Origin of the sequence: Nonomuraea sp. NPDC050404, assembly GCF_040655495.1 — a bacterium.
In the GTDB taxonomy this organism is placed as follows: Bacteria; Actinomycetota; Actinomycetes; order Streptosporangiales; family Streptosporangiaceae; genus Nonomuraea.
In genome coordinates this window covers 188,824-212,353 of sequence record NZ_JBFAKB010000012.1, presented here as the reverse complement: position 1 = coordinate 212,353, position 23,530 = coordinate 188,824, and the positions used below count along the sequence as shown (strand labels likewise).

The following is a 23,530-nucleotide window of genomic DNA, read 5'->3' as shown; positions in this document are numbered from 1 at the left end:
GATAGGGTGATCTGCATGTCCCGACAGGATGGCCGCAACCCCGACCAGCTTCGCCCCATAACCATCACCAGGCAATGGCTGACGCACGCCGAGGGCTCTGTGCTGGTGGAATTCGGCGGCACCCGGGTGTTGTGCGCCGCTTCCGTCCAGGACAGCGTGCCCCGATGGCGCAGAGGCAGCGGGCAGGGCTGGGTTACGGCCGAATATGCGATGTTGCCGCGGGCAACCAATACGCGTAACGATCGTGAATCGGTTCGCGGGAAAATCGGTGGGCGCACACATGAGATATCGCGACTGATCGGCCGTTCGCTACGCGCGTGCGTCGATTACAAAGCGTTGGGGGAAAACTCCATTCTGCTCGACTGCGACGTGTTGCAGGCCGACGGCGGCACCAGGACCGCCGCGATCACCGGCGCGTACGTCGCGCTCGCCGACGCGGTCGCGTGGATGCGGGGGCGCAAGATGTGCCCGGGTGACCCGCTCATCGGCTCTGTCTCGGCCGTCTCCGTCGGCGTGGTCGGCTCCGTGCCGATGCTCGACCTCTGCTACACCGAGGACGTCGCCGCCGAGACCGACATGAACGTCGTGATGACCGGCGAGGGCTCGTTCGTCGAGGTCCAGGGCACGGCCGAGGGCATGCCGTTCGACCGGGGGGTCCTCGACCGGCTGCTCGACCTGGCCGTGGCAGGCTGTGAGGAGCTGACCCTCATCCAGCAGGAGGCCCTGGGTTCATGAAGATCGTGCTGGCGACCCGCAACGCGGGCAAGATCGCGGAGCTGCGCCGCATCCTCGCCGGGTTCGACATCGTCGGGCTGGAGGAGTTCCCCTCGATCGGCGAGGTCGCCGAGACCGGCGTCACGTTCGAGGAGAACGCCCTGCTCAAGGCGCACGCGGTCGCGCAGGGCTCCGGGCTGCCCGCGGTGGCCGACGACTCCGGGCTGTGCGTCGACGTGCTGAACGGCATGCCGGGCGTCTTCTCGGCCCGCTGGGCGGGACGCCACGGCGACGACCAGGCCAACCTCGACCTGCTGCTGGCCCAGGTCTCCGACGTGCCCGCCGACAAGCTGGGCGCGCACTTCGCCTGCGCCGCCGCGCTGGCGCTGCCGTCGGGGGAGTCCCGGGTGGTGGAGGGCGCGCTGCCGGGCCGCCTCATCAGGACGCCGCGGGGGACCAACGGGTTCGGGTACGACCCGATCCTCGTGCCCGAGGGCGAGGAGCGTACGACGGCCGAGCTGGCGCCCGAGGAGAAGGACGCGATCAGCCACCGCGGGCGGGCATTCCGCGCGCTGGCGCCCATCGTGCGCGAACTGCTCAGCTCGTAATCACCGCGTAAGGTTCGCGCGGCGCCGGCGGACGTACCTTCGGACTGTGCAGAGGAATGAGATCCCCGCCTGGGCGGGAGCGCTGCCGGGGCTGGTGGCCGGGGGCGTCTCCCTCGGCATCGCGCAGCTCGTCGCCGGGGTCGTGGGGCCCGAGACGTTTCCCGTGGTGGCCGTGGGCGATGTGACCGTCGATCTGACGCCCGCCCCGGTCAAGGACTTCGCCATCAGGACGTTCGGCGAGAACGACAAGGCCGTGCTGGTCGGCGGCGTGCTGGTGGTGCTCGCCGGGGTGGCCGCGCTGCTCGGGGTGCTGGCCCGCCGGCGGCTCGGCTGGGGCCTGGCCGGGCTGGGCGCGTTCGGGGTGGTCGGCGTGCTGGCGGTGGTGACCCGGCCGGACGCCGGGGTCCTGGACGCGTTGCCGACCGTGGTGGGGGTGGCCGCGGGGGCGTGGGCGCTGTCCTGGCTGGTACGGCGGGCAACGGGCGAACGCCGCGGCACAGCCCTCCCGGAGGGCACCGCCTCTCGGGCCTCAGCGCCCCGCGACGTCGCCCAGCACGACCCGGAGTCCAGGGACGTCGCCCAGCACGATGCGGACTCTAGGGGCGTCGCCCGGCAGGACGGCGTCTCTCGTGAGCCGCTGGAGGAGGCGGGTGGGGGAGAGGTTGAGCGGCCGGCGGTGATGCGGGCCGGAGGGCAGGTGCCGGAGTTCGATCGGCGGCGGTTGCTGACCGGGGTCGCCGGTGGCGTGGTGGTGGCCGGGGCCGCCACCGTGCTCGGGCGGCAGCTCGGCGGCCGGCAGACCGTGGACGCCGCGCGCGCCGGAGTGGCGCTGCCGAAGCCCGTGACCCCCGCCAGGCCCATCCCGGCCGGCGCGGACCTGCGGATCGGCGGCCTGTCGCCGTTCATCACCCCCAACCGCGACTTCTACCGCGTCGACACCGCCCTCGTCGTCCCCCAGGTCGATCCGGCAAACTGGACGCTGCGTATCCACGGCATGGTCGAACGCCCCGTCGAGCTCTCCTACGCCGACCTGCTGAAGCTGCCGCTCACCGAGGCCGACGTCACGCTGACCTGCGTCTCGAACGAGGTCGGCGGCCCCTACGTGGGCAACGCCCGCTGGCTGGGCGTGCGCATGGCCGACGTGCTGCGCAGGGCCGGACTGCGGTCCGACGCCGACATGCTGCTGTCCACCTCCGCCGACGGCTTCACCTGCGGCACCCCGGCGGACGTGGTGATGGACGGCCGCGACGCGCTGTTCGCGGTCGCGATGAACGGCGAGGCGCTGCCCGTGGATCACGGCTTCCCCGTGCGGCAGGTGGTGCCCGGTCTGTACGGATACGTCTCGGCCACCAAGTGGGTGGTGGACGTCAAGGTGACCAGGTTCGACACCGACGAGGCGTACTGGACCCCGCGCGGCTGGTCCGCCAAGGGCCCGATCAAGACCCAGTCGCGCATCGACGTGCCCCAGCCGGGCGGCTCGCTCAAGGCGGGCAACACCAAGATCGCCGGGGTGGCCTGGGCGCAGCACACCGGCGTGGACGCCGTCGAGGTGCGGGTGGACCGCGGCGAGTGGCGGCAGGCGAAGCTGGCCGAGGTGCCGGGGCCGGACACCTGGCGGCAGTGGTCGATCGACTGGGCCGCGACGCCGGGCGAGCACACGATCGCGGTGCGGGCGACTGACGCCGCCGGACGTACCCAGACCGACCAGCGCGCGCCGATCACCCCCGACGGCGCGACCGGCCATCACACCATCACCGTGCGGGTGGGCTGAGGTTCGACCTGTTTGCGCAGGTACGGGGCCTGGATCGAAGGGCGAATATCGCCGACTCAGCCTCACGGTCACGGCGTCGCCCCTACGATCGGTCGTCGAGCATGACGAGAGGCAGGCCGTGTTCCGCGAGCGTAAGCCGAGTGTCCGAGGGACCCTTCAGTACAACCCCGTGGTGGCGGACGGTGTGCGGTGGCTCGACTACGAGCAGGCCGCCGAGCCGGGTGCCGGCGACGCCTCAGGGGACGGCACCAAGCGGCCCGACCGGTTCGACGGCCCGCACCGGCGCGAGGGCGACCGGTTCGACGGTCCGCATCGGTCCGAGGGCGACCGGTTCGACGGCCTGCACCGGTCCGAGGGCAACCGGTTCGACGGCCCGCATCGGTCCGAGGGCAACCGGTTGGACGGTCCGCATCGGCCTGAGGGCAACCGGTTGGACGGTCCGCATCGGCCTGAGCGTGACCGGTTGGACGGTTCGTATCGGCCTGAGGGTGACTGGTTCGATGGCCCGCAGCGGCCGCCCAGGCTGGCCGACAGCCGCCCGTACGGGGTGCCGGGAGGGCTTGCGCAGCCGGACCCGCAGGTGGAGCGGGACCTGGCCGAGGCGCTGCGGCCCGGCGCCCGCTTCCCCGACCCGCGCGGCACCTGGGTACGGCTGATCAACGGCGGCGGCCCGGCCGACGACCCGTTCCGGGCCTCCAACGCCGCGGACTGCGCGCTGGCCGTGTTGTCCACCTGGCACGGCGAGCCCGCGACGGCCGCGCCCAGGCAGCCCGAGTACGACCGGATCGGCCGGCCGCTGCTGACCGGCGAGCAGGGCAGCGTGGCCAGGATCGAGCGGTGGGCGGGACAACGGCTGCAGTACGCGGGTCAGGGGCGGCACGCCTACCCGATGATCGCGCGGCGGCTGCTCGACGCCGGGCACGGCGCCGGGGCCGTCATCGTGGTGCGCTGGCCGGGCGGCGGCTCGCACGCCTGGAACGCGGTCAACTTCGACGGCGAGGTGCTCTGGGTCGACGCCCAGCGGGGGCACATGTCGGTCGAGCCGCCGTATCGGACCGTGACGGGTGTGTTCTGCGTGATACTCGATCGCCGGGGGCGGCCGCGATGAATCTGGACCAGGCCAGGGCGCTTGCCGAGGAGTACTTCAACGGGGTGCGTACGCCGCAGGAGGCGCTGCCGGTGGGCGTGTTCGGGTTCGAGGGCGGTTATGTGGCGTGGATCCGCGACCTCGAACCCGACGATCCGGTCCGGCTGCCGGAGACGGTGGGGGGCGGTTGCGTGGTGATCGACCGGGCGACGGGTGAGGTGGTGGTCAAGCCCTTGCTCGACCCGGAGAGCGTGGCCGACCTGTGGCCGGGCCGCACCCCCCGCTGACCGCCGCAGCAGGGCCGGGGCCGCGTGGTAGAGCCGGCCGCCGTTGACGGGCTGGGCGCTCGTTGAAGGGCCGGGCGCCGTTAACAGGCTGGGCGCCGTGGGAGGGCCGGGACGCCGTGGGAGGGCCGGGCGCCGCCCCCATAAGACGCCCGACCCCACGCGTACCCTCTATCCAGGTATTTCGTATTTATGCGGTTACGCGTGGTTCGCCCGGGTCAGTCTGTGGCGAGCGAGCCCACGATCGAGGCCCGCGCGGCCCGGCGGGCCGGAAGCACCGCCGCCAGCACCCCCGCCACCCCCGAAAGCACCACGAACAGCACGATCTGCGCGACCGGCACGGAGAACACGGCCCCGTCCAGCATCGCCCGCATCGCGGCCCACCCGAACACGACCCCCAGCACCACGCCCACCAGCGCCCCGATCAGGCCGAGCACCAGCGCCTCGATGGACAACATCCGGCGCAGCTGCGGCCGGGTCACGCCCAGGGCGCGCAGCAGGGCCGACTCCCTGGTCCGCTCGTGGACCGACAGGGAGAGCGTGTTCGCGATGCCGAGCAGTGAGATCAGGACGGCCAGGCCGAGCAGCCCAGTAATGATCATGAGCATCATGTCCAGGGTCTCGTCGAACTGCCCGCGGATCTCGGTCGAACTGCTCACCTGCACGGTCGGATGGCGCGCCGTGGCGGCGTCCACCACCGCGCGGGCCCGGTCCGGCGGCACACCGTCAGCCACGTTGACCATCACGCGGGAGTCGGGCACCGCGCCGAAGTAGGCGTCGAACTCCTTCTCCGGCACCGTGACGGGCGTCAGCGTGGACTGGTCGCCGTCGAGCAGCGCGACCACCTTCAGGGACACGGTCCCCGCCCGCTTGGTCCTGATCGTCGCCGTGTCGCCGAGCCGCAGGCCCAGCCGTTCGGCCACGGTGTCCTCCAGCGCGACCTGGCCGGCGCGGAAACCGTTCATGGAGCCGGCGGTGACGTACGGCTCGAAGGACCCGCTGAACGTGCCCACGACGACCCGCTCGCCCGCGACGGCGGCCTCCACCTCGCGGATCTGCGCCACCGAGGCCAGCTCGCGATGACCGCGCAGTTCCTCGGCCACGGACCTGGGGATGACCGAGTCGCGCTCCTGGGTGGCCAGCAGGTAGTCGACCGGGAACTGCTCGTCCAGCTTGTCCGTCATCGTCAGCCTGGTGGACGCCGTGACCACCGAGATCAGCGTCATCAGCGTCACCCCGATCGTCAGCGCGACCGTGGTGGTCGCGGCCCGCCTCGGGTTGCGGCCCGAATTGTCCACCGCCAGCCGGCCCGGCACTCCGAACAGCCTGCGCGGGATCCAGCCCACCAGCGCGCTCAGCGGCCCGACCAGCACCGGGCCCAGGATGAGCACCGCCAGGAACGTCAGCGAGCCGCCGGCCATCACGACGATGAGCGAGACCTGCCCGGGTTCGAGAGCGAAGGTCCCCACGCCGGTCGTGCCCAGGCCCGCCAGCAGGAAGAGGGCCGCGAAGCCGGCGCGTACCAGGCCGGTGCGGAACGTCCGCTCCTCCGCCTGATTGCGCAGCGCCGCGATCGGCGGCACCCGGGTGGCCGAACGGGCGGGCAGCAGGGCGGCGCACACCGTCACCACCAGCCCGACGGCCAGGCCGATCGCGATCGTGGCCGGGGTGAGCGTCACCGCCACCGCCGCGTCCGTGGGCAGCGGGGCGTCCACCGCGCCGAGCACGGCCAGGGTGGCGGTGGCCAGGCCGTACCCGATGAGCAGGCCCAGCGCGGAGGCCAGCAGGCCCACGACGGCCGACTCCAGCACGATCGAGCCGAACACCTGCTCGCGCGTGGCTCCGATGCAGCGCAGCAGCGCCATCTCCCGGGTGCGCTGGGCGACCAGGATGGTGAAGGTGTTGTAGATCACCAGCGCGGCCACCATCATCGCCACGACGCCGAACAGCAGCAGCCCCAGCGTGAACATCCTGGTCTCCACCCCGGCCGCCCTGGCCAGGTCGTCTGCCAGCTCGGCGCCCGTCATGACCTGGTACGAGCCGCCGGCGGCCGCCGCCACGGCCTGCTTCGCGACGGTGCCCGCCACGTCGATCTCCACGTACCCCTTGACGCCCGTCATCCGCTGCGCGGTGGCCGGTGTGAAGCCGACCGCGCCGGTGAAGGCGAGCATCTGGTCCACGCCGGTGTCGATCAGGCCGACGAGCCTGAACCGGTGCCCGGTCTTCTCCGCGTCGAGCACCGTGATCGTGTCACCGAGCCGGAAACCCTGGGCCTTGGCGGTGTTCTCGTCCAGCACGGCCGCCCGGTCGTCGGTGCCGGGACCGGTGCCGGAGACCACGTCGGTACGGCCGAGCGGGCCGGTGATGACCGAAATGGCGGTCGTCGGGGCATTGCCGAAGGTCTTGCCGTCCTTGCCGAGTACGGGCGCGCTGCCCCGGATCAGGCCCCTGGCCTCGCTCACGCCGGGAATCGCCCGGATCCGCTCCAGCACCTCCTCGGGCAGCAGGCCGTCGCTCTTCGCGGGCAGCACGGCCACGTCCACCTTGCCCGCATCGGCCGTGACCCGCTGGGCGAAACCGGCCTCGACGGTGTCGTTCAGCACGAACGTGCCCGCGATGAAGCCCACGCCCAGCATGATCGCCAGCGACGTGAGCAGCAGCCTGAGCCGATGCGCACGCAGCCCGGCCAGCGCCGTCTCAAGCACCTCGGCCCTCCAGCCACACGTGGGCCGTCTTCGACATCTCAGCTATCCAGCCGCACATAGGCCATCTCTGGCGCATCTCAGCCCTCCAACCGGACGAGGGTGTCCAGCACGCTCTGCGGCGTCGGCGCGGCGATCTCGCTGACCGGCTCGCCGTCGCGCAGGAACACCACGCGGTCGGCGTACGAGGCCGCCACCGGGTCGTGCGTGACCATGACGATGGTCTGGCCCAGTTCGTGCACGGACGTGCGCAGGAACGACAGCACCTCGGCGCCGCTGCGCGAGTCCAGGTTCCCCGTGGGCTCGTCGGCGAAGATCACCTGGGGCTTGCTGATGAGCGCCCTGGCCACGGCCACGCGCTGCTGCTGGCCGCCCGACAGCTCGGCCGGCCGGTGCGAGAGCCTGTCCCGCAGCCCGACGGTGTCGATGACCCGGTCGAAGAGGCTCTGGTCGGCCCGGCGGGCGGAGATGTCCAGGGGCAGGCGGATGTTCTGCTCGGCGCTCAGCGTGGGCAGCAGGTTGAACGCCTGGAAGATGAAGCCGATCCGCTCGCGGCGCAGCAGCGTGAGCTGCCGGTCGCTCAGCCCTGTCAGCTCCACGTCACCGATGTGCACGGTGCCCGACGTGGCCGTGTCTAGGCCGGCCAGGCAGTGCATCAGCGTGGACTTGCCCGAGCCCGACGGGCCCATGATGGCGGTGAACGCGCCGGTGGCGAAGGACACGTTCACCTCGCGCAGGGCCTGGACCCGGGTGTCGCCCTGGCCGTACACCTTGCTCAGATCGGTGGCCAGTACGGCGGGCGGGGCCTGGCTCCGGGTATCGGTGAGTGTCACGGTCACTCCTTGGTCGCGTCGGTTGGGCGTGACCAACGCTAGGAGCGGAAATTTCCCGATTTATGGGCACTGAGGAGGGACTTCGGGTGCGCCGGTGGATGACCCTTGTCAGACTTTCGGCCTAGGGGAGGGCATGATCAGGCCGGTCTCGTACGCGTACACGACCACCTGGGCACGATCCCGCAGCCCCAGCTTGGCCAGCACCCGGCCCAGATGCGTCTTCACCGTCGCCTCCGCCACCTCCAGGCGGGTCGCGATCTCCATGTTGGACAGCCCGCGCGCCACCATGAGCAGCACCTCGCGCTCACGCGGCGTCAGCTCGGCCGCCGCCGTCTCGGCCTCGCCGGACGGGAGTTGCGCGGCGAAACGGTCCAGCATGCGCCGCAGCGTGGCCGGTGAGACCACGGACTCGCCCGCGTGCACCACCCTGATGGCGCTGACCAGGTCGGCCGGCGGCACGTCCTTCAACAGGAACCCCGCCGCGCCCGCCTTGACCGCCGCGAAGGCGTACTCGTCCAGGTCGAACGTGGTCAGGATGAGCACCTTCGGCCCCTCGATGCGCCTGGTGGCCTCCACGCCGTCCATGGCGGGCATGCGGACGTCCATCAGCACCACGTCCACCTCGGTGGTCTTGAGCAACTCCAGCGCCTCGGCCCCGTCGCCGGCCTCCGCCACGACCTCGATGTCCGGCTGCGCCCCGAGCACCATCTTGAACCCCGCCCGCAACAACTGCTGATCATCCACCAGCATCACACGAATCACGCACCCGCCTCCTCAACACGCCCGTCCTCAGCACGTGCACTCCTCCGGCGGGCGCCTCTCACGCGGCCTCCCTGGCCATGGGAATTTCTCACACGGCCTCCTTCGCCCTAGGAGCCGCGCTGCCTCTCACACGGTCTCCTTCGCTATAGGCGTCGCGCTGCCTCTCACGCGGCTTCCTTCGCCATGGGCAGCCGGGCCAGAACCTCGAAACCGCCGCCCTGCCGGGGTCCCGCCGACACGGCCCCGCCGTACATGCCGACCCGCTCCCGCATGCCGATCAGGCCGTGCCCATCGGGACTGCCGGGAGCAGCCGCGCCCCGGCCGTTGTCGGTCACGCGAACGACCAGGTCGGACCCGCCATAGTCGATCTCCACAGCGGCCTCGACGCCGGGACCGCCGTGTTTGAGCGCGTTCGTCAGCGCCTCCTGGACGATGCGGTAGACGGTGAGCTGCTGGCCCTCCGGCAACTCACCCGGCACGCCGGCGACGCGCAGCCGGGTCGGCACGGCCGAGCCGAGCACCAGGTCCTCCAACTGCCCCAGCCCCGGCTGCGGGGTGTAGTCGGTGCCCGCCGCCTCGTTCTCCCGCAACACCCCGACCAGCCTGCGCATCTCGGCGAGCGCGGCGCGGCCGGTCTTGGAGATCGTCCTGACGGCCAGGCGAGCCTGCTCCAGGTCGCTCTCCATGGCATAACCCGCGCCGTCCGCCTGCACCACGATCACGCTGACATTGTGCGCCACGACGTCGTGCAGTTCCCTGGCGATCCTGGCGCGCTCGGCCGCGGCCGCCATCCTGGCCTGCTGGTCGCGTTCGCGCTCGGCCCGTTCCGCCCGCTCCTCCAGGCCCTCCAGGTAGCGCCGGCGCGTGCTGGCGTACAGACCGGCCAGCCAGACCGTCACCACGAGAATCGAGCAACTGAGGAACATACCCAGCGTGGGGGTCTCCCAGCTGACCAGCATCAGGAACACGCCCAGCTCGGCCACCAGGCACGCGGCCACCGCCCAGCGGAACGAGCACTGGTAGGCCACCGCCCAGAGCGCGAACAGCACCGCGAGATTGGCCGGCTGCGGATCGGCCTGCGCCAGCCACTGCCCGAAGCTGATCAGCGCCACGGCGGCGAACGAGACCAGCGGCCGCTCCCGCCAGACCAGCAGCGGCGCGAGCAGCAGCGCCGCCATGCCCAGGAAACGGCCGACGCTGAGCAGGGCGTCGCCGTCCGGGGGAAGGGTCGCCGCGTACGGCACCGCCGTCGCGACGCACAGCGCCGCCAAGGGCGCGACCCGCAGGACGCCCGCCAGCTTGTCATGGCGCCTGGACCACGCCCGTACCCTGCCGAACACACCATCACGATATGTAGCGGCGTCGCGAGATAGGTCCGTCTGAAGGTGGAAGTATGACTACGACCCAGGTCTTACATAGCCAGGCTCTTACGCGGGGCTTACGGTGGTTTTGCCATCCTTACTACTGGGAGCGCCCCCTGCGGGCGAGTAAAGGGAGATCGTGATGGCGGATCATGATCGAGACGCCGGGTCGCGCGGTGAAGAGGAAGCGCCGCGCGACCCGACCCCCACGGAGCCGATTTCCACAGAATCGGAATCGGCCTCGGCTTCGGCGGAGTCGGCCGCGACAGAACCGACCAGGGAACTCAAGTACGGCGAACAGGCGGACCGCGCCTACGCGGAAATCCCGACCACGAGCCCGAATCCGGTGGCGGATTGGGAACAGGAGCCGCCTGACAGCTCCTTCCCGCACCGCAGAAGGCCCCAGATCCTGGCGGCCGCCCTGATCGGCCTCTTCGTCGGCGGCCTGCTCGGCGGCACCACGGTGGCGGCCATGAACGACCACCCCCATGACCTCGGCGACCGGTACGACGTGTGGCTGGAACCTCATCAGCAATGGGAGCCACATCACCGCTACTGGGGCCCCGGCCCCGGCGACTGGGCCTGCGCCCCGGGAGACGAAGGCGCCCACTGCATACCGTCGGCGCCCCGCGTAGGGGTACCCGACGATTCAGACGAGGAGGACACAAACCCGGAGCCCAGCTGGACCGGGTAGGCGCGACAACACTGTTGTAGGGCCGGTGGGATTCGAACCCACACTAACAGCCACCTAAAGACTGCGCCTCTGCCATTGGGCTACGACCCCTTTTCGCCTTTCCCTTGCCTGCGAAGTTGGCAGTTTGGGAATGGCAATTCGGGCATAGGAAGCGAAGATTCTCCACGCGATTGTCGAGCCAGTCGCCACTGATGTGGTCGACATGGAGAGTCATCGGCCTTCCCTGCCACGTGTCGCCAATCTTACAGCCTGCGCACGTGTACGGGACCCCTGCTTCGCCCAGAGCCCGGCGCAGTGCCGGAGCCTTCTCGCGAATGGAGCCCGGCGGTCGTAGCACGAGAACTTCCTGGTAACGGCGGATAGTCGCGGAACGCCGTCCTTTGCCGTGGGCCTGTCCCACGAAGTGGGAGGTGTCTATGCCGAAGTGTCTCAGCCGACGGCTGATGTGGGCGTGGCTGCCGCCGGTCCACTTGATCCCCAGGCGCCGGAGCACGTCGGCGACACTGCGGGATTCGGCGGCTGCTTCCGTGAGCAACTCGCGAGAATACTTGATGTACGCTGCCACGGCTCGAGTCTAGAAAACGACTCCGACATTTCTTGGGTCGGAATTTAAATGTGGTAATTTGCGGTTTATTTCGTGCATGATGCGGGCCCTCTCGGCGAGGGAGGGCCCGCGGATGGCTCAGGCCAGGCCGAGCTTCTTCTTGAGTGAGGCCACGTGGCCCGTGGCCTTCACGTTGTAGAGCGCCTGCTCCACTTTTCCGTCCCCGTCGATGACGAAGGTCGAGCGGATGACCCCGACGACTTCCTTTCCGTACAACTTCTTCGGGCCGTACGCGCCGTACGCCTGGTGGACGGCCAGGTCGGGGTCCGACAACAAGGGGAAGGTGAGCGCGTCGCGGTCGACGAACTTGGCCAGCTTCTCCGGCTTGTCCTTCGACACACCGAGGACGACGAAACCCTCGGCGGTGAGCTGGGCGAGGTTGTCGCGGAAATCGCAGGCCTGCTTCGTGCAGCCGGGCGTCATCGCGGCGGGGTAGAAATAGAGGATCACCCGTTTGCCGCGGTAGGTGTCGAGAGAGGCGGTGCCGCCGTCGGCGGTGGGAAGCGTGAACTCGGGCGCGGCGTCGCCGGGCGCGAGTCTGGTCTCGGTCAAAGGGGCCCTCCTTGCGTTCTTCCCGCCAACTTACCGGTCTTCCCCGCTACCCAACGGCCTGGCCGCCGTGCCGTACAGGCCGCCGACCTGACAGACTGATCACGACCAGAACGGACCGAACCCGCACGGGACGCGGCGCGGGGCACGCGTACGGTCGAAAGGAGAGCCATGGCTGACACCGATCCCGACGAGCTGGAGCGGCAGATCGCGCGAACGCGCACGGAGTTGGCGCACACGGTCGACGCCATTGCCGACCGGGTGAGTCCCAAGCGAGTCGCCGAGCGTACGGTGGCCGATGTCAGGAGCCGGGCCGAGCACTTCGTGGCGTCCGTGGGGGACGCGCTCGGGGTCACGCCGCGGCCGGTCGACTACACCGACAATCCCGACGGGGTGTGGGAGGAGGAGCGGCCCGATCTGGGGCCGGTGCTGATCGGGGTGGGCGCGGTGCTGGTCGTGGGGGCGGCCATCGTGTTGTGGCGCCGCCGTCGTCGCCGCCGCTGACTTCTACCCTGGCTACAGGAAGGTCCGGCCCGGCTACAGGAAGGTCCGGCCTTCGCCGCGGTAGGTCGGGATCGACTCCACCAGGGTGTCGCCGTCGATGAGGTGCAGGGTGTCGAAGCGTTCGCACAGTTCGCCCGCCTTGGCGTGCCTGAACCACACCCTGTCGCCGATGCGCAGGTCCTCGGCCGCCTGGCCGAGCAGTGGGGTCTGCACCTCGCCGGCGCCCTCGTGCGGCGCGTAACGCAGCCCCGCGGGCAGGTACGGCTGGGGCAGGCGCGAGGGGTCCGCCGGGCCGGAGGCCAGGTAGCCGCCGCCGAGCACGGTCGCCGTGTCCGCGGCGGGGCGGCGCACCACCGGCAGGGCGAACAGGGCGGCCGGATGGCCGGTGACGCGCCGGTAGAAGTCGAGCAGTCGCGGGTGGAAGAAGCCGGAGCCCGCGGCCACCTCCGTGATGGCCTTCTCGCGTGCCGTGCGCTCGACGGAGCCGGTGCCGCCGCCGTTGACGAACTCGAGGTCGGCGATCTGGCGCACGGCGTTCACGATGAGGCCGCGGCGCAGGATGAGGTCCTTGGCGGAGCGGGCCTGGATGAGCCTGATGGCCTGGGTACGGAGGGCGTTCGCGGGCGGGGCGTCGCCGACTCCCGCGATCTGGGCCTCGTACGCCATCAGGCCCGTCAGCCGGAACCCGGGCCGCTTGGCGATGACGGCGGCCAGGTCGGCGGCGTCGTGCGGGCGGCGGACGGGGGAGCGCAGCACGCCGGCCCGGTATCTGCCCGCGAGGGTGACGTAGGCGGCGTCGATGTCGACGCAGACGCGGAGTTCGGCGCGGGGATGGACGCCGGCCACGGCCGCCTCGATGAAGTCCAGGTGGGCCGGTGAGTCGACGGTCACGGTGACGTGCCGGGCGGCGACGGGATCGCCGGCCAGGGTGGCGAGGGCGTGCCGGTCGGTCGTGGGGTAGGCCACGAGCAGGTCGGTGAAGCCGTTCGAGGCCAGCCAGAGCGCCTCGGGCAGGGTGAAGGCCATGATGCCGCGGAAGCCGTCCATGGCCAAAATGCGTTCGAGCAGCGGGCGGCTGCGTACGGACTTGCTGGTCACCCTGATCGGCTTGCCTGCCGACCGCCGCAGGAGGTCGGCCGCGTTGGCCCGCATGGCCGCCAGGTCGAGGATCGCGAACGGCGGCTCCAGAGCCGCTGTGGCGCGGTCGTAGCGCTGGCGGTCATCCATATGGGCAGCGTAACCGCATATCGGGCAAATGAATATGAGGCTTGTTCGCATTCATTTCCCTCCCCGTAATGTTCGGGCAAATCGGCGGCGAGGGCGCGGTTGCGGCCATGCGGGACCCATGTACGTCTGTCGTTGTGATGACCACGCTTCAGCAGATACTGCCCGCCGTCGCGGCCCCGCGGAACGCCGGATTGCGCAGGGCGAGCAGGGTACTGCGGCCGGCGCGTACCGTTCCGGGAGCCCTGGTCGCGCTCACGACGGCCGCCGGCCTGGGGGCGACCTCGGCCGAGGTGGTGTCGGGGCTGCTCGGCAAGCCGCTCGGCTGGGTGCCGGTGAACGAGCTGGTCGAGCTCGCGGGCAAGAGCACGTGGCCGGGCACCGCCACGACGGCTATGGCCGCGGCCGGGGCGGGAGCCCTGATGTTGTTGCTGGCGGTCGTGCCGGGCCGCTCCAGGCTGGTGCCGGTGGAGACGTCCGACCCGCTGCTCGTCATCGGCATCACCCGCTCGGGCCTGCGCCGTACGCTGCGCTCGGCGGCGCAGCAGGTGGCGGGCGTGGACAAGGCCCACGTACGGCTGCGCAGGCGCACCATCGAGGTCACGGTCACGACCGGCGCGGAGAGCTCCGGCCAGATGTTGCGCCAGGTCGGCACCGCCGTGGGCGACCGCCTGGCGGGCGTGGGCACGCTGGGCACCGGCGAGGTCGTGGTCCGCCTGCGCAAGAGGGCGGTGTGATGCCGATGCGCTCAATACAAGGCTGCCAGGGCCAGGGCCAGGGCCGGGGCCGGGGCCGGGGCCAGGCTGTCAGGAAGAAGGCCGTGTGATGCGTCAGTACACCGGCAACCGCGTCGGCCTGGCCATCGTCGGGGGGACGCTGCTCGGCGTGGGCGGGTACGCGTGGCTGCGCGGCCAGGACCGCTTCTTCGGCCTGTCGCCCACCGCCAAGGTCCTGCCCGCCCACGCCCACAAGGCGCTGGCCGAGCAGCCCTGGCCGCTGTGGCTGCTGGCCCTCGGCCTGCTGCTCCTGGCCCTGGTCGCGCTGCGCTGGCTGCTGCTGTGCCTGGGCTGGGGCCGCCGCGGCGTGCACAACGGCACGGGCACGGCCATGTTGTTCGTGGGCCTCAAGGGCGTGGACGGGCTGAGCAGGACGGGCGTCCGGGTCGGCGAGGACGGCCTGCACATGAACCTGGCCTGCCCGGCCGCGGCGGACGTGGGCTCGGTGGTGAGCAAGCTGGACCAGGACATCGTGGGCCGCATCCGCCGCGAGGCCGCCGACGACGAGACCCCAACCGTCATCCACCTGCACGTACGGCGTTAGAGGGAGATCAGCCGCCGTTGGCCGGTAGCGTCAGCCGGCAGTCGACAGGGGTGGCGTGGGCGGGGTCCAGGGCGTTGAGGACCAGGTGCAGGGCTCGGGCGTCGAAGGAGATGGCCAGATGGTCGGAGACGTCCAGCGGGCACTGGTGCTGCAGCACGATGTTGGTGACCTGCGGGCCGTCCAGGAACGCCGAACGCCAGGGGGTGACGACCTCGTCCAGGCGGCTGGCGATGACCGTGTACCGCACCCCCGGCACCGTGTCCCCGTCCTGGTTCAGCCTGCGCAGGAACGCCGAACCGGCGATCTGGTCCCGTACGCTCTCCCCACCCGCCGTGGTCAGCAGTTCCGGCACTCCGGGAATGCGTGACAGTCCCAGGAGCGTGGTGCCGTGGTTGGAGGGAGCGAGCCCCACCAGGCTGCCCACCTTGCGGGCGCCGCCGAGGAACTTCAGGTAGTGGCGCGGCATCATGCCGCCCTGACTGTGGCCGACGAGGTCCACGTCGGGCGCTCCGGTGGCCGCCAGCACACGATCGACGAAGACCGCCAGTTCCCCCGCCGACTCATCGACGGGCGCGGTGCCGCCGGGCGGGATCGCGCCCGGCAGGCCGAGACGCAGCGCGCTCTGCTGCCCGTAGTTGAAGGCGAAGACGCAGTAGCCCTGGTTGCGCAGCAGCGGGGAGAGGGTGAACCAGTTGATGGTCATGTTGGCCAGCGTGCCGTGCACCAGCACCACCGGCCGCGGATGCGCGACCGACGGCCGGCAGTCCCAGTCGTTGGCGCCCGCCGGATCGGCGCCGGGGTTCAGGGTGGCGTGGGCCGCCGCCAGCACTCCCGAGTAGACGACGGGAAGCGGCTTCTCGGCTGCTCTCGCCGGAGCGGCAAACCCCGAGGTGAGCGCCATAACCGTGACGAAAACCCCCACCAGCCGCCCCATGCGCGCCGTCCTCTCCGCGGAAACCCTCGGAGAGACTACAGGCAGTCACTGTATATGGCTCTGGGTAATGACAAGCTTGGGGCGGATCTTTCAGGAGCCCATCCCGGTCAGCGCTCGATCACGTTCTACTCGTAGTGGTAGCGGGCCTGCAAGACGACGATCTCGTCGTTTGCGGGGAGGTACACCAGACGGTGCTCCTCGGTGATGCGCCGGGACCATGCGCCCGCCAGCGCGTACTTCAGCGGCTCGGGCTTGCCGATTCCCTCGAAGGGGTCGCGCAGTGCGTCCTCGATGAGCCGGTTGATCCTTTTGAGGATCTGCGGGTCTGCGGTCTGCCAGTGGACATAGTCTTCCCAGCTCTGACTTGTGAAGGCGACCTTCACCGGGAGAGCTCGTCATCCAGCAGTTCGTGCGGCTCGTGGCCTCCCTCGACCGCTTCTCGGTACGACTCGATCAGACGGCGGGCATTGGCGGGGGAGCGCAGCAGGTAGGCGGTCTCACGAAGGGCTTCGTACTCTTCCGCGGCCACCAGGTAGGCGTTTCCGCTCTTGGAGACGATCTCCACGGCTGTGCGGTCGTTGTTGACCTCTTCGATGAGAGGGAAGAGGCGACGGCGCGCCTCGCTGGCGGTGATGGACATGGCCTTCCCTTCGAGTGGTACAACTTTATGGTACCACTCGAAGGCGATCAGCACTCGATCACGTTGACGGCCAGGCCGCCGCGTGAGGTCTCCTTGTACTTGTCCAGCATGTCCCGTCCCGTGTCTCTCATCGTTTTGATCGCCTTGTCCAAGGAGACGAAGTGGCGGCCGTCGCCGTGGAGGGCCATGCGGGCCGCCGTGATCGCCTTGGCGGAGGCCAGGGCGTTGCGTTCGATGCACGGGATCTGCACCAGGCCGCCGATCGGGTCGCAGGTCAGCCCCAGGTTGTGTTCGATGCCGATCTCGGCGGCGTTCTCCACCTGCTCGGGGGTGCCCCCGAGGACCTCGGTGAGTGCGGCGGAGGCCATCGAGCAGGCCGAGCCGACCTCGCCCTGACAGCCCACCTCCGCGCCCGAGATCGAGGCGTTCTCCTTGAACAGCACGCCGATCGCGCCGGCCGTGAGGAGGAAGCGGACCACGCCCTCGTCGTCGGCGTGCGGGACGAAACGGTCGTAGTAGGTCAGGACGGCGGGGATGATGCCGGCGGCGCCGTTGGTGGGGGCGGTGACGATCCGGCCGCCGGCGGCGTTCTCCTCGTTGACCGCCAGCGCGAACAACATCACCCAGTCCATGGCCTGCAGCGGGTCCTTCTCGGAGTGTTCCGAGCGCAGGCGGCGGTGCATCTGGTTGGCGCGGCGCTTGACCTTCAGGCCGCCGGGCAGGACGCCCTCCTTGGAGATGCCACGGCGCACGCACTCGGACATGACGTGCCACAGGTGCAGGAGGCCCTGGCGGATCTGCTCCTCGTCGCGGCCGAAGGCGCGCTCGTTCTCCAGCATCAGGGCGGAGATCGACAGGCCCGTGTTGGAGCAGTGCTTGAGCAGCTCCTCGCCGGTGGTGAAGGGGTAGGGCAGCACGGTGTCGTCGGGCTTGATGCGGTCGGCGCCGGTGGCCTTCTCGTCCACGACGAAGCCGCCGCCGACCGAGAAGTAGACCTTTTCCCGCAGTTGCTCCCCCGAGTCCGTGTACGCGGTGAAGCGCATGCCGTTCGGATGCTCGGGGAGGGAGATCTTGCGTTCGAAGACGAGGTGCTCGCCCACGACGAAGGGGATCTCCCGGGCGCCGTACAGCTTGACGGTGCCCGACTCGCGCATCGCGGCGATGCGGGCGTCCACGGTGTCCACGTCCACCAGCTCGGGCTTCTCGCCTGACAGGCCGAGCAGGACCGCCTTGTCGCTGCCGTGGCCCTTGCCGGTCAGGCCGAGCGAGCCGTACAGGATGGCCTCCACGCGCGCCACCCGCTCCAGCAGGCCGTCCTCGTGCAGGCCGCGCACGAACTTGTGCGCGGCGGCCATCGGGCCGCCCGTGTGGGAGCTCGACGGGCCGATGCCGATCTTGAAGAGGTCGAAGACGCTGATCGCCATTGATGTGCGCCCTTCATGAGAGGCCGGGGCCCGGGTGGGGCCCCGGCGGGTACGTCAGGATTCGCTCGAGGTGAGCGCCGTGTACTCCTCCGGCGAGAGCAGGTCCTCGGCGTCGCCTGCCATACGGATCTTGAACATCCAGCCGTCGCCATAGGGGTCGCCGTTGACGATGCTCGGGTCGTCCGCGACGGCCTGGTTCACCTCGACGATCTCGCCGCCGACGGGCGCGTAGATCTCGTTCACGGACTTGGTCGACTCCACCTCACCGACGGAGTCCCCCCGCTCGACGCTCGCCCCGACCTCGGGGAGCTGCACGAAGACCACGTCACCGAGGGACGCGGCGGCGAAGGCCGTCACGCCGACGGTCACGGTAATGCCGTCGTCGAGGCCGGCCACCCACTCGTGCTCCTTGGTGTAGCTCAGCTCTTCAGGGATGCTCATGCTCACTTGTTCCTCCTGTAAAAGGGCAGCTCAACCAGGTCCATAGGTTCATGGCTGCCCCGGATGTCCACAGCCAGGCCTGAATCGACGCCCGCGTCCACGTACGCCATCGCGATGGGCTTTCCCAGGCTCTGGGAGGGCGCACCGCTGGTGACCTCGCCGACGACGACGCCGTCCTTGGTGACCGGGTAACCGTGGCGCGGCACCCGGCGGGTCCGCGCGACCAGGCCGACGAGCCGGCGTCGCGGCGGGTCGTCCTTGACCGCCTCGAGCGCCGACCTGCCGACGAAGTCACCCGGCTTGTCGAATTTCACCACCCTGCCCAGCCCCGCGTCGAACGGGGTGAGCTCCGCGCTCAGCTCGTTGCCGTACAGCGGCATGCCGGCCTCCAGCCTGAGCGTGTCGCGGCTGGACAGGCCCGCCGGCCTGAGCCCGTGCGGCTCACCGGCCGCCATGAGCGCGTGCCAGAGCGGCACCGCGTCCTGGTTCGCGACGAACAGCTCGAACCCGTCCTCACCGGTGTAGCCGGTACGGGCGATGAGCGCCCGCCGCCCGTCCACCACGCCGGGCAGGCCCGCGTAGTACTTGAGCCCGCCGAGGTCGGCGTCGGTGAGCGTGGCGAGGATCTCCTGCGAGCGGGGTCCCTGGACGGCGATCAGCGCGTACTGGTCGGAGCGGTCCTCGACGACCACGTCGTACGACTTCGCGCGATCGAGCAGCTCGGCGGCGACCTTCCGGTAGTTCGAGGCGTTGGCCACGACCATGAACTCCTCGTCCCCGAGCCGGTAGACGATGAGGTCGTCGAGCACCCCGCCGCGCTCGTTCACGATCATGGTGTACCTGGCGCGCCCGGGTGCCAGCGCGGACAGGTGGCCGACCAGGGCGTGGTCCAGCGCCTGGCCCGCCTGCGGCCCAGTCAGGAAGATCTCACCCATGTGCGAGAGGTCGAAGAGCCCGGCCGCCTCGCGGACGGCCCTGTGCTCCGCCGACTCGCTGCCGTAGCGCAGCGGCATGAGCCAACCGGCGAAGTCGGTGAGCGTGGCGCCGAGGTCCTCGTGGACGTCTCGTAGCGGTGTCGGTCGGGACATATGTCGCACCTCAGGACAGGAGTGGATGCCAGCATCCTCCCCCTCTGTCATGGATGCCTGAGAGCTTCACCCGACTTTTTGGCCGGACTTTCACCTTCGGCGAGGCCCCGCAGGCCTGCTTTCCAGAGGACACCTCGGCCGCGCGGTCCTTTGCCTTGAGAGGTTCGCGGGGAGGGCTTGCTCCTTCAGGGGCCCTGACCGGCTGCCAGGACACTCTCCCGCACGGATTCGTCGGTGATGTCCGCCAGCCTAGTGCTGTTACGGGTGTGTTGTCGCGTCGCGGGCGGGGTGAACCATTGCGGGCGCGCTGACGTCTTTGAGATATGCGTCGGTTGGCGATAGTGGTGGCGTTGTCCGCCGTTGCGTCCTGCGGTACGGAAGTGGCCCGCCCGCCCGAGCCGATCCGCTACACGGCGAGCATTCCCGTGCTCGAAGGTGACGGGCACGGGCCGCAGTTGTGCCCTGTGCTCATGACCTCGGACCCGCCCCAATGCCACGGCCCCGACGTCCTGGGCTGGGACTGGAGCAAGGTCGAGCACGAGTCGGAGCGCGGAGTGAAGTGGGGCACCTACCGGGTGACGGGCACCTGGGACGGTGCCCGGCTGACGCTGACTGAGCCGCCGGGCGAGCCGGACGAGCGGAAGCCGCCGAAGGAGGACGGGCTCGGGCTCGACACCCCGTGCCCCGCTCCCGAAGGCGGCTGGCGGGTCCTCGACCCGGCGCGGACCACGGAGAAGACCATGAACAGGGCGCTTGAGCGGGCGAGGACCGCCGACGACTTCGCCGGGGCCTGGCTCGACCGGCTGGCCCCGATGCCGCCGCACCCCGAGGAGCAGATGGAGGTCGACGCCGAGTCATATGTGATCAATCTGCGTTTCACCGGTGACCTGGCGGAGCGAGAGGGGTGGATTCGTGAGGTGTGGGGTGGCGCGCTGTGCATCACCGCCGGGCAGCGCACCGAGGCCGAAATGCTCGCCATCCAGCGGCGCCTGGAGGGGGTGAAGGACGCCGGCATCGTCTCGACCTCGGCCAATCCCATCACGGGCAAGGTCGTGATCGGCGTCTGGGTGGCCGACGACGGCGTGCGCGGCAGGCTGGAGGGCGAATACGGCGCGGACGCCATCACGGTCGAAGGGAGGCTCCAGCCGGTCGGGTGAGCGTTCAGCAGGCCCGTACGAGCGCCTCGAACAACGCGGAGTCCTCATTCACCTCCGGATGCCACTGCACGGCCATGGTGAACGTACCCGAGGCGTCCGCCTCCACGGCCTCGATCGTGCCGTCCCCGGTGGCAGCCGTGACGGTCAGGCCGGGGGCGAGGCGGTCCACGGACTGGTGGTGGTAGTGGGCGACCGTCACCGGATCCTCGCCAAGCGCCTTGGACAGGCGGGTGCCGGGGGCCGGGCTGACCGGGAGCCGTCCGAAGAGGCCGGGGCCCGGGCAGTGGTCGGTGGTGCCGACCACGTCGGGCAGGTGCTGGTGGAGGGTGCCGCCGAGGGTCACGTTGAGCACCTGGAGGCCACGGCAGATGCCCAGGTAGGGGAGGTCGGCGTCGAGTGCCGCCGCCAGGAGGGCGAACTCGGCCTCATCGCGAAATTTCCGGACATAGCCGCTGCGTTCGTGCGGCTCCGCGCCGTACCTGGCCGGATCTATGTCACCGCCACCGGCCAGGATCAGGCCGTCCAGCCGCCCGACCAGCTCGGCGGGCGCGCCGGCCGGCGGCAGCAGGACGGGCTGGCCGCCGGCGCGCACGACGTGCTCCACGTACGCGTGCGGCAGCAGCGACGCGGCCGTGTCCTGCCACACCGTGAACGAGGCGGACTCGACGTAGCAGGTGATGCCGATGACGGGACGACGCATGACCTGCCCCCTACAGCGGCGTGACGTAGGCGCCGGAGATGCCGCCGTCCACGAGGAACTCGCTGGCCGTGATGAACGAGGCGTCGTCGCTGGCCAGGAACGCCACCGCCGCCGCGATCTCCGACGCCTCGGCGAAGCGGCCCAGGGGCACGTGCACCAGCCGTCGTTGCGCCCGCTCGGGGTCCTTGGCGAACAACTCCCGCAGCAGCGGCGTGTCCACGGGACCCGGGCACAGGGCGTTGACCCTGATGCCCTCCCTGGCGAACTGCACGCCCAGCTCCCGCGACATCGCCAGCACCCCGCCCTTGGAGGCGGTGTAGGAGATCTGCGAGGTGGCCGAGCCCATGACGGCCACGAAGGAGGCGACGTTGATGATCGAGCCCTTGCCCCGGCGCCGCATGTGCGGGATGGCGTGCTTGCAGCACAGGTAGACGCTGGTCAGGTTCACCTCCTGGACGCGCCGCCAGGCGTCGATGCCGGTTTCCAGGATCGAGTCGTCGTCGGGCGGCGAGATGCCGGCGTTGTTGAAGGCGATGTCCACGCCGCCGTAGGTGTCGCAGGCCGTCTGGAACATCCTGACGACGTCATCCTCGCTGGTCACGTCGGCCCTGACGAACAGGCCGCCGACCTCGTTGGCGGCCTTGACGCCCGCCTCCTCGTCGATGTCCGCGCAGACCACCTTCGCGCCCTCCTCGGCGAAGCGCCGGGCCGTGGCCAGCCCGATCCCCCCGGCCGCGCCGGTGATGACCGCCACCCGATCCTGCAACCGCTGCATATCCCACTCACTCCGTCGAAATGAAGACGTTCTTGGTCTCGGTGAAAGCCGCGAGCGCGTCAGGGCCGAGTTCCCTGCCGAGGCCGGACTGTTTGAAGCCGCCGAACGGGGTCCAGTAGCGCACGGAGGAGTGGGAGTTGACCGACAGGGCGCCCGCCTCCACGGCCCTGGCCACGCGCAGCGCCCGCCCGACGTCACGGGTCCAGATCGAGCCGCTCAGCCCGTACGGGGTGTCGTTCGCGATCCGTACGGCCTGCGCCTCGTCCTCGAACCTGACCACCGACACGACGGGACCGAAGATCTCCTCGGTGAACGCCCGGTCGGTGAGCTCGGGGGTCAGCACGGTCGGCGGGAACCAGTAGCCCTTGCCCCGGGGGCAGTCGCCTTGCAGGTGGGGTGTGCCCTCGACGAAGCCGCGCACTCGGTCCAGATGCTCGGCGCTGATCAGCGGGCCCATCTCGGTGGCCTCGTCGAGGGGGTCGCCGACCACGACGCCGCGTACGGCCTTGGTGAGGCGGTGCATGAACTCGTCGTACACGCCGGCCTGGACGAGGATCCGCGACCTGGCGCAGCAGTCCTGCCCGGCGTTGTCGAAGACCGCATAGGGCGCGGTTTTCGCCGCTTTTTCGAGATCGGCGTCGGCGAAGACGATATTTGCGGACTTGCCGCCCAGCTCCAGCGTCACCCGCTTGACCTGCCGCCCCGCTTCGGCGGCGATCTCCTTGCCCACCTCGGTCGAGCCGGTGAACACGATCTTGGCCACGTCCGGATGCCTGACCAGATGGGCCCCCGCGACCTCCCCTGCCCCAGGCAGAACCTGGAGCACCCCCTCGGGGAGGCCCGCCGCCAGGGCCAGCTCGGCCAGCCTCAGCGCGGTCAGCGGAGTCCATTCGGCCGGCTTGACGATCACGGTGTTACCCGCCGCCAGAGCCGGTGCGACCCCCCACATCATGATCACCATCGGGAAGTTCCACGGCACGATGATCCCGACGACGCCCAGGGGCTCCTGGAACGTCACGTCCACGCCGCCGGGCACCGGGATCTGCCTGCCGTGGTTACGTTCGGGGGCTCCGGCGTAGAAGTGCAGCACGTCGCGTACGTTGCCGGCCTCCCACCTGGCGTTGCCGATCGTGTGCCCGGCGTTGGCCAGCTCCAGCCGCGCCAGTTCCTCGCCGTGGGAGTCCACCAGGTCGGCGAACCGGCGCAGCAGCCGCGCCCGGTCGCCCGGCGCCACCTCGCGCCAGGCCGCCTGCGCCTTCCTGGCACGCTCCACGGCCCGGTCGACCTCGGCCGGGCCGGCGAGCTCGACCTCGGCGATGACCTCTTCTGTGGCCGGATTGACGATCTTCATGAC

26 protein-coding genes, 1 tRNA gene and 1 riboswitch are annotated in these 23,530 nt (G+C 70.4%); of the genes, 10 read left to right on the top strand and 17 right to left on the bottom strand.

The genetic code is table 11. The features are described from left to right. The first annotated feature begins 15 nt into the window (after window positions 1-15). From rph to AB0I81_RS32005, 5 genes are all read left to right on the top strand, one after another. Entirely contained in the window at window positions 16-735 is a 720-nt protein-coding gene (gene rph / locus AB0I81_RS32025; RefSeq protein WP_360664439.1) for a ribonuclease PH, read from the top strand. Further along, window positions 732-1,322, top strand: a complete 591-nt coding sequence (rdgB, locus tag AB0I81_RS32020; protein WP_360663944.1) for an RdgB/HAM1 family non-canonical purine NTP pyrophosphatase — start codon at window positions 732-734, stop codon at window positions 1,320-1,322. Before rph ends, rdgB begins: the two co-directional genes overlap by 4 nt. Before the next feature lie 46 nt (window positions 1,323-1,368). Continuing rightward, on the top strand, window positions 1,369-3,093 hold the full coding sequence (locus AB0I81_RS32015; protein ID WP_360663942.1) for a molybdopterin-dependent oxidoreductase: 1,725 nt from the start codon (window positions 1,369-1,371) through the stop codon (window positions 3,091-3,093). A gap of 172 nt (window positions 3,094-3,265) precedes the next feature. Then, window positions 3,266-4,201 carry a toxin glutamine deamidase domain-containing protein gene (locus AB0I81_RS32010; protein ID WP_360663940.1) on the top strand — a complete coding sequence of 312 codons (936 nt, stop codon included), beginning with the start codon at window positions 3,266-3,268 and terminating at the stop codon, window positions 4,199-4,201. Beyond that, window positions 4,198-4,467 (top strand): hypothetical protein, encoded by a 270-nt coding sequence (locus tag AB0I81_RS32005; RefSeq protein WP_360663938.1) that lies wholly within the window; start codon window positions 4,198-4,200, stop codon window positions 4,465-4,467. The genes AB0I81_RS32010 and AB0I81_RS32005 overlap by 4 nt, the downstream gene beginning before the upstream one ends. A 215-nt stretch (window positions 4,468-4,682) precedes the next feature. On the opposite strand, the gene AB0I81_RS32000 is transcribed toward AB0I81_RS32005, so the two are convergent. The 4 genes from AB0I81_RS32000 to AB0I81_RS31985 all read right to left on the bottom strand — a co-directional run bounded on the left by AB0I81_RS32000 (window position 4,683) and on the right by AB0I81_RS31985 (window position 10,101). Continuing rightward, entirely contained in the window at window positions 4,683-7,169 is a 2,487-nt protein-coding gene (locus AB0I81_RS32000) for an FtsX-like permease family protein (protein WP_360663936.1), read from the bottom strand. A 77-nt stretch (window positions 7,170-7,246) separates the two neighbouring features. Then, window positions 7,247-7,999 (bottom strand): ABC transporter ATP-binding protein, encoded by a 753-nt coding sequence (locus tag AB0I81_RS31995; RefSeq protein WP_360663934.1) that lies wholly within the window; start codon window positions 7,997-7,999, stop codon window positions 7,247-7,249. Window positions 8,000-8,107: 108 nt separating this feature from the next. Further along, window positions 8,108-8,761 (bottom strand): response regulator transcription factor, encoded by a 654-nt coding sequence (locus tag AB0I81_RS31990; protein ID WP_360663932.1) that lies wholly within the window; start codon window positions 8,759-8,761, stop codon window positions 8,108-8,110. Window positions 8,762-8,925: 164 nt separating this feature from the next. Beyond that, window positions 8,926-10,101, bottom strand: a complete 1,176-nt coding sequence (locus AB0I81_RS31985; RefSeq protein ID WP_360663930.1) for a histidine kinase — start codon at window positions 10,099-10,101, stop codon at window positions 8,926-8,928. Between the two features lie 163 nt (window positions 10,102-10,264). On the opposite strand from AB0I81_RS31985, the gene AB0I81_RS31980 reads away from it, so the two are divergent. Continuing rightward, on the top strand, window positions 10,265-10,816 hold the full coding sequence (locus AB0I81_RS31980) for a hypothetical protein (RefSeq protein ID WP_360663928.1): 552 nt from the start codon (window positions 10,265-10,267) through the stop codon (window positions 10,814-10,816). 17 nt (window positions 10,817-10,833) lie between these two features. Here AB0I81_RS31980 and AB0I81_RS31975 read toward each other — a convergent pair. From AB0I81_RS31975 to bcp, 3 genes are all read right to left on the bottom strand, one after another. After that, a tRNA-Leu gene (locus AB0I81_RS31975) sits at window positions 10,834-10,906 on the bottom strand. Further along, window positions 10,860-11,153, bottom strand: coding sequence for an HNH endonuclease (locus tag AB0I81_RS31970; protein ID WP_360664436.1), 294 nt, complete (start codon window positions 11,151-11,153; stop codon window positions 10,860-10,862). Before AB0I81_RS31970 ends, AB0I81_RS31975 begins: the two co-directional genes overlap by 47 nt. 345 nt (window positions 11,154-11,498) lie before the next feature. Then, entirely contained in the window at window positions 11,499-11,972 is a 474-nt protein-coding gene (gene bcp / locus AB0I81_RS31965) for a thioredoxin-dependent thiol peroxidase (RefSeq protein ID WP_360663926.1), read from the bottom strand. A gap of 168 nt (window positions 11,973-12,140) precedes the next feature. Between bcp and AB0I81_RS31960 the strand changes: the two genes are divergently transcribed. Next, window positions 12,141-12,473, top strand: coding sequence for a DUF3618 domain-containing protein (locus AB0I81_RS31960; RefSeq protein ID WP_360663924.1), 333 nt, complete (start codon window positions 12,141-12,143; stop codon window positions 12,471-12,473). Window positions 12,474-12,506: 33 nt separating this feature from the next. Here the strand turns inward: AB0I81_RS31960 and AB0I81_RS31955 are convergent, their stop codons facing one another. Beyond that, window positions 12,507-13,700 (bottom strand): amino acid deaminase/aldolase, encoded by a 1,194-nt coding sequence (locus tag AB0I81_RS31955; RefSeq protein WP_360663922.1) that lies wholly within the window; start codon window positions 13,698-13,700, stop codon window positions 12,507-12,509. Between the two features lie 137 nt (window positions 13,701-13,837). Between AB0I81_RS31955 and AB0I81_RS31950 the strand changes: the two genes are divergently transcribed. Then, window positions 13,838-14,434 (top strand): DUF6286 domain-containing protein, encoded by a 597-nt coding sequence (locus AB0I81_RS31950; RefSeq protein ID WP_360663920.1) that lies wholly within the window; start codon window positions 13,838-13,840, stop codon window positions 14,432-14,434. Between the two features lie 88 nt (window positions 14,435-14,522). Further along, on the top strand, window positions 14,523-15,017 hold the full coding sequence (locus AB0I81_RS31945; protein ID WP_360663918.1) for a hypothetical protein: 495 nt from the start codon (window positions 14,523-14,525) through the stop codon (window positions 15,015-15,017). Window positions 15,018-15,024: 7 nt separating this feature from the next. Here AB0I81_RS31945 and AB0I81_RS31940 read toward each other — a convergent pair whose 3' ends face one another. From AB0I81_RS31940 to gcvT, 6 genes are all read right to left on the bottom strand, one after another. After that, window positions 15,025-15,951 (bottom strand): alpha/beta fold hydrolase, encoded by a 927-nt coding sequence (locus tag AB0I81_RS31940; RefSeq protein WP_360663916.1) that lies wholly within the window; start codon window positions 15,949-15,951, stop codon window positions 15,025-15,027. 125 nt (window positions 15,952-16,076) lie between these two features. Continuing rightward, window positions 16,077-16,334: a Txe/YoeB family addiction module toxin gene (locus tag AB0I81_RS31935; protein ID WP_360663914.1), complete on the bottom strand. Its 258-nt coding sequence runs from the start codon at window positions 16,332-16,334 to the stop codon at window positions 16,077-16,079. Further along, the gene (locus AB0I81_RS31930; protein WP_360663912.1) at window positions 16,331-16,645 is read right to left on the bottom strand and encodes a type II toxin-antitoxin system prevent-host-death family antitoxin; all 315 of its coding nucleotides are present in this window, start codon (window positions 16,643-16,645) and stop codon (window positions 16,331-16,333) included. Before AB0I81_RS31930 ends, AB0I81_RS31935 begins: the two co-directional genes overlap by 4 nt. Beyond that, complete coding sequence (locus AB0I81_RS31925) at window positions 16,639-18,015, bottom strand: L-serine ammonia-lyase (RefSeq protein ID WP_360663910.1); 1,377 nt, start codon at window positions 18,013-18,015, stop codon at window positions 16,639-16,641. Before AB0I81_RS31925 ends, AB0I81_RS31930 begins: the two co-directional genes overlap by 7 nt. A 54-nt stretch (window positions 18,016-18,069) precedes the next feature. After that, window positions 18,070-18,456 (bottom strand): glycine cleavage system protein GcvH, encoded by a 387-nt coding sequence (gcvH, locus tag AB0I81_RS31920; protein ID WP_360663908.1) that lies wholly within the window; start codon window positions 18,454-18,456, stop codon window positions 18,070-18,072. 2 nt (window positions 18,457-18,458) lie between these two features. Further along, a complete protein-coding gene (gene gcvT, locus AB0I81_RS31915) occupies window positions 18,459-19,544 on the bottom strand; it encodes a glycine cleavage system aminomethyltransferase GcvT (protein ID WP_360663906.1) in 1,086 nt (361 codons plus the stop codon). 133 nt (window positions 19,545-19,677) lie between these two features. Further along, window positions 19,678-19,775, bottom strand: a riboswitch (glycine riboswitch). 119 nt (window positions 19,776-19,894) lie between these two features. Between gcvT and AB0I81_RS31910 the strand changes: the two genes are divergently transcribed. Beyond that, on the top strand, window positions 19,895-20,701 hold the full coding sequence (locus AB0I81_RS31910; protein WP_360663904.1) for a hypothetical protein: 807 nt from the start codon (window positions 19,895-19,897) through the stop codon (window positions 20,699-20,701). Window positions 20,702-20,705: 4 nt separating this feature from the next. Here the strand turns inward: AB0I81_RS31910 and AB0I81_RS31905 are convergent, their stop codons facing one another. From AB0I81_RS31905 to AB0I81_RS31895, 3 genes are read right to left on the bottom strand one after another with little or no spacing between them, the layout of a single operon-like run. Next, window positions 20,706-21,401: a gamma-glutamyl-gamma-aminobutyrate hydrolase family protein gene (locus AB0I81_RS31905; RefSeq protein ID WP_360663902.1), complete on the bottom strand. Its 696-nt coding sequence runs from the start codon at window positions 21,399-21,401 to the stop codon at window positions 20,706-20,708. A gap of 10 nt (window positions 21,402-21,411) precedes the next feature. Next, window positions 21,412-22,176 (bottom strand): 3-oxoacyl-ACP reductase, encoded by a 765-nt coding sequence (locus AB0I81_RS31900; protein ID WP_360663900.1) that lies wholly within the window; start codon window positions 22,174-22,176, stop codon window positions 21,412-21,414. A gap of 7 nt (window positions 22,177-22,183) precedes the next feature. Then, on the bottom strand, window positions 22,184-23,527 hold the full coding sequence (locus AB0I81_RS31895) for an aldehyde dehydrogenase family protein (RefSeq protein ID WP_360663899.1): 1,344 nt from the start codon (window positions 23,525-23,527) through the stop codon (window positions 22,184-22,186). Window positions 23,528-23,530 lie beyond the last annotated feature (3 nt).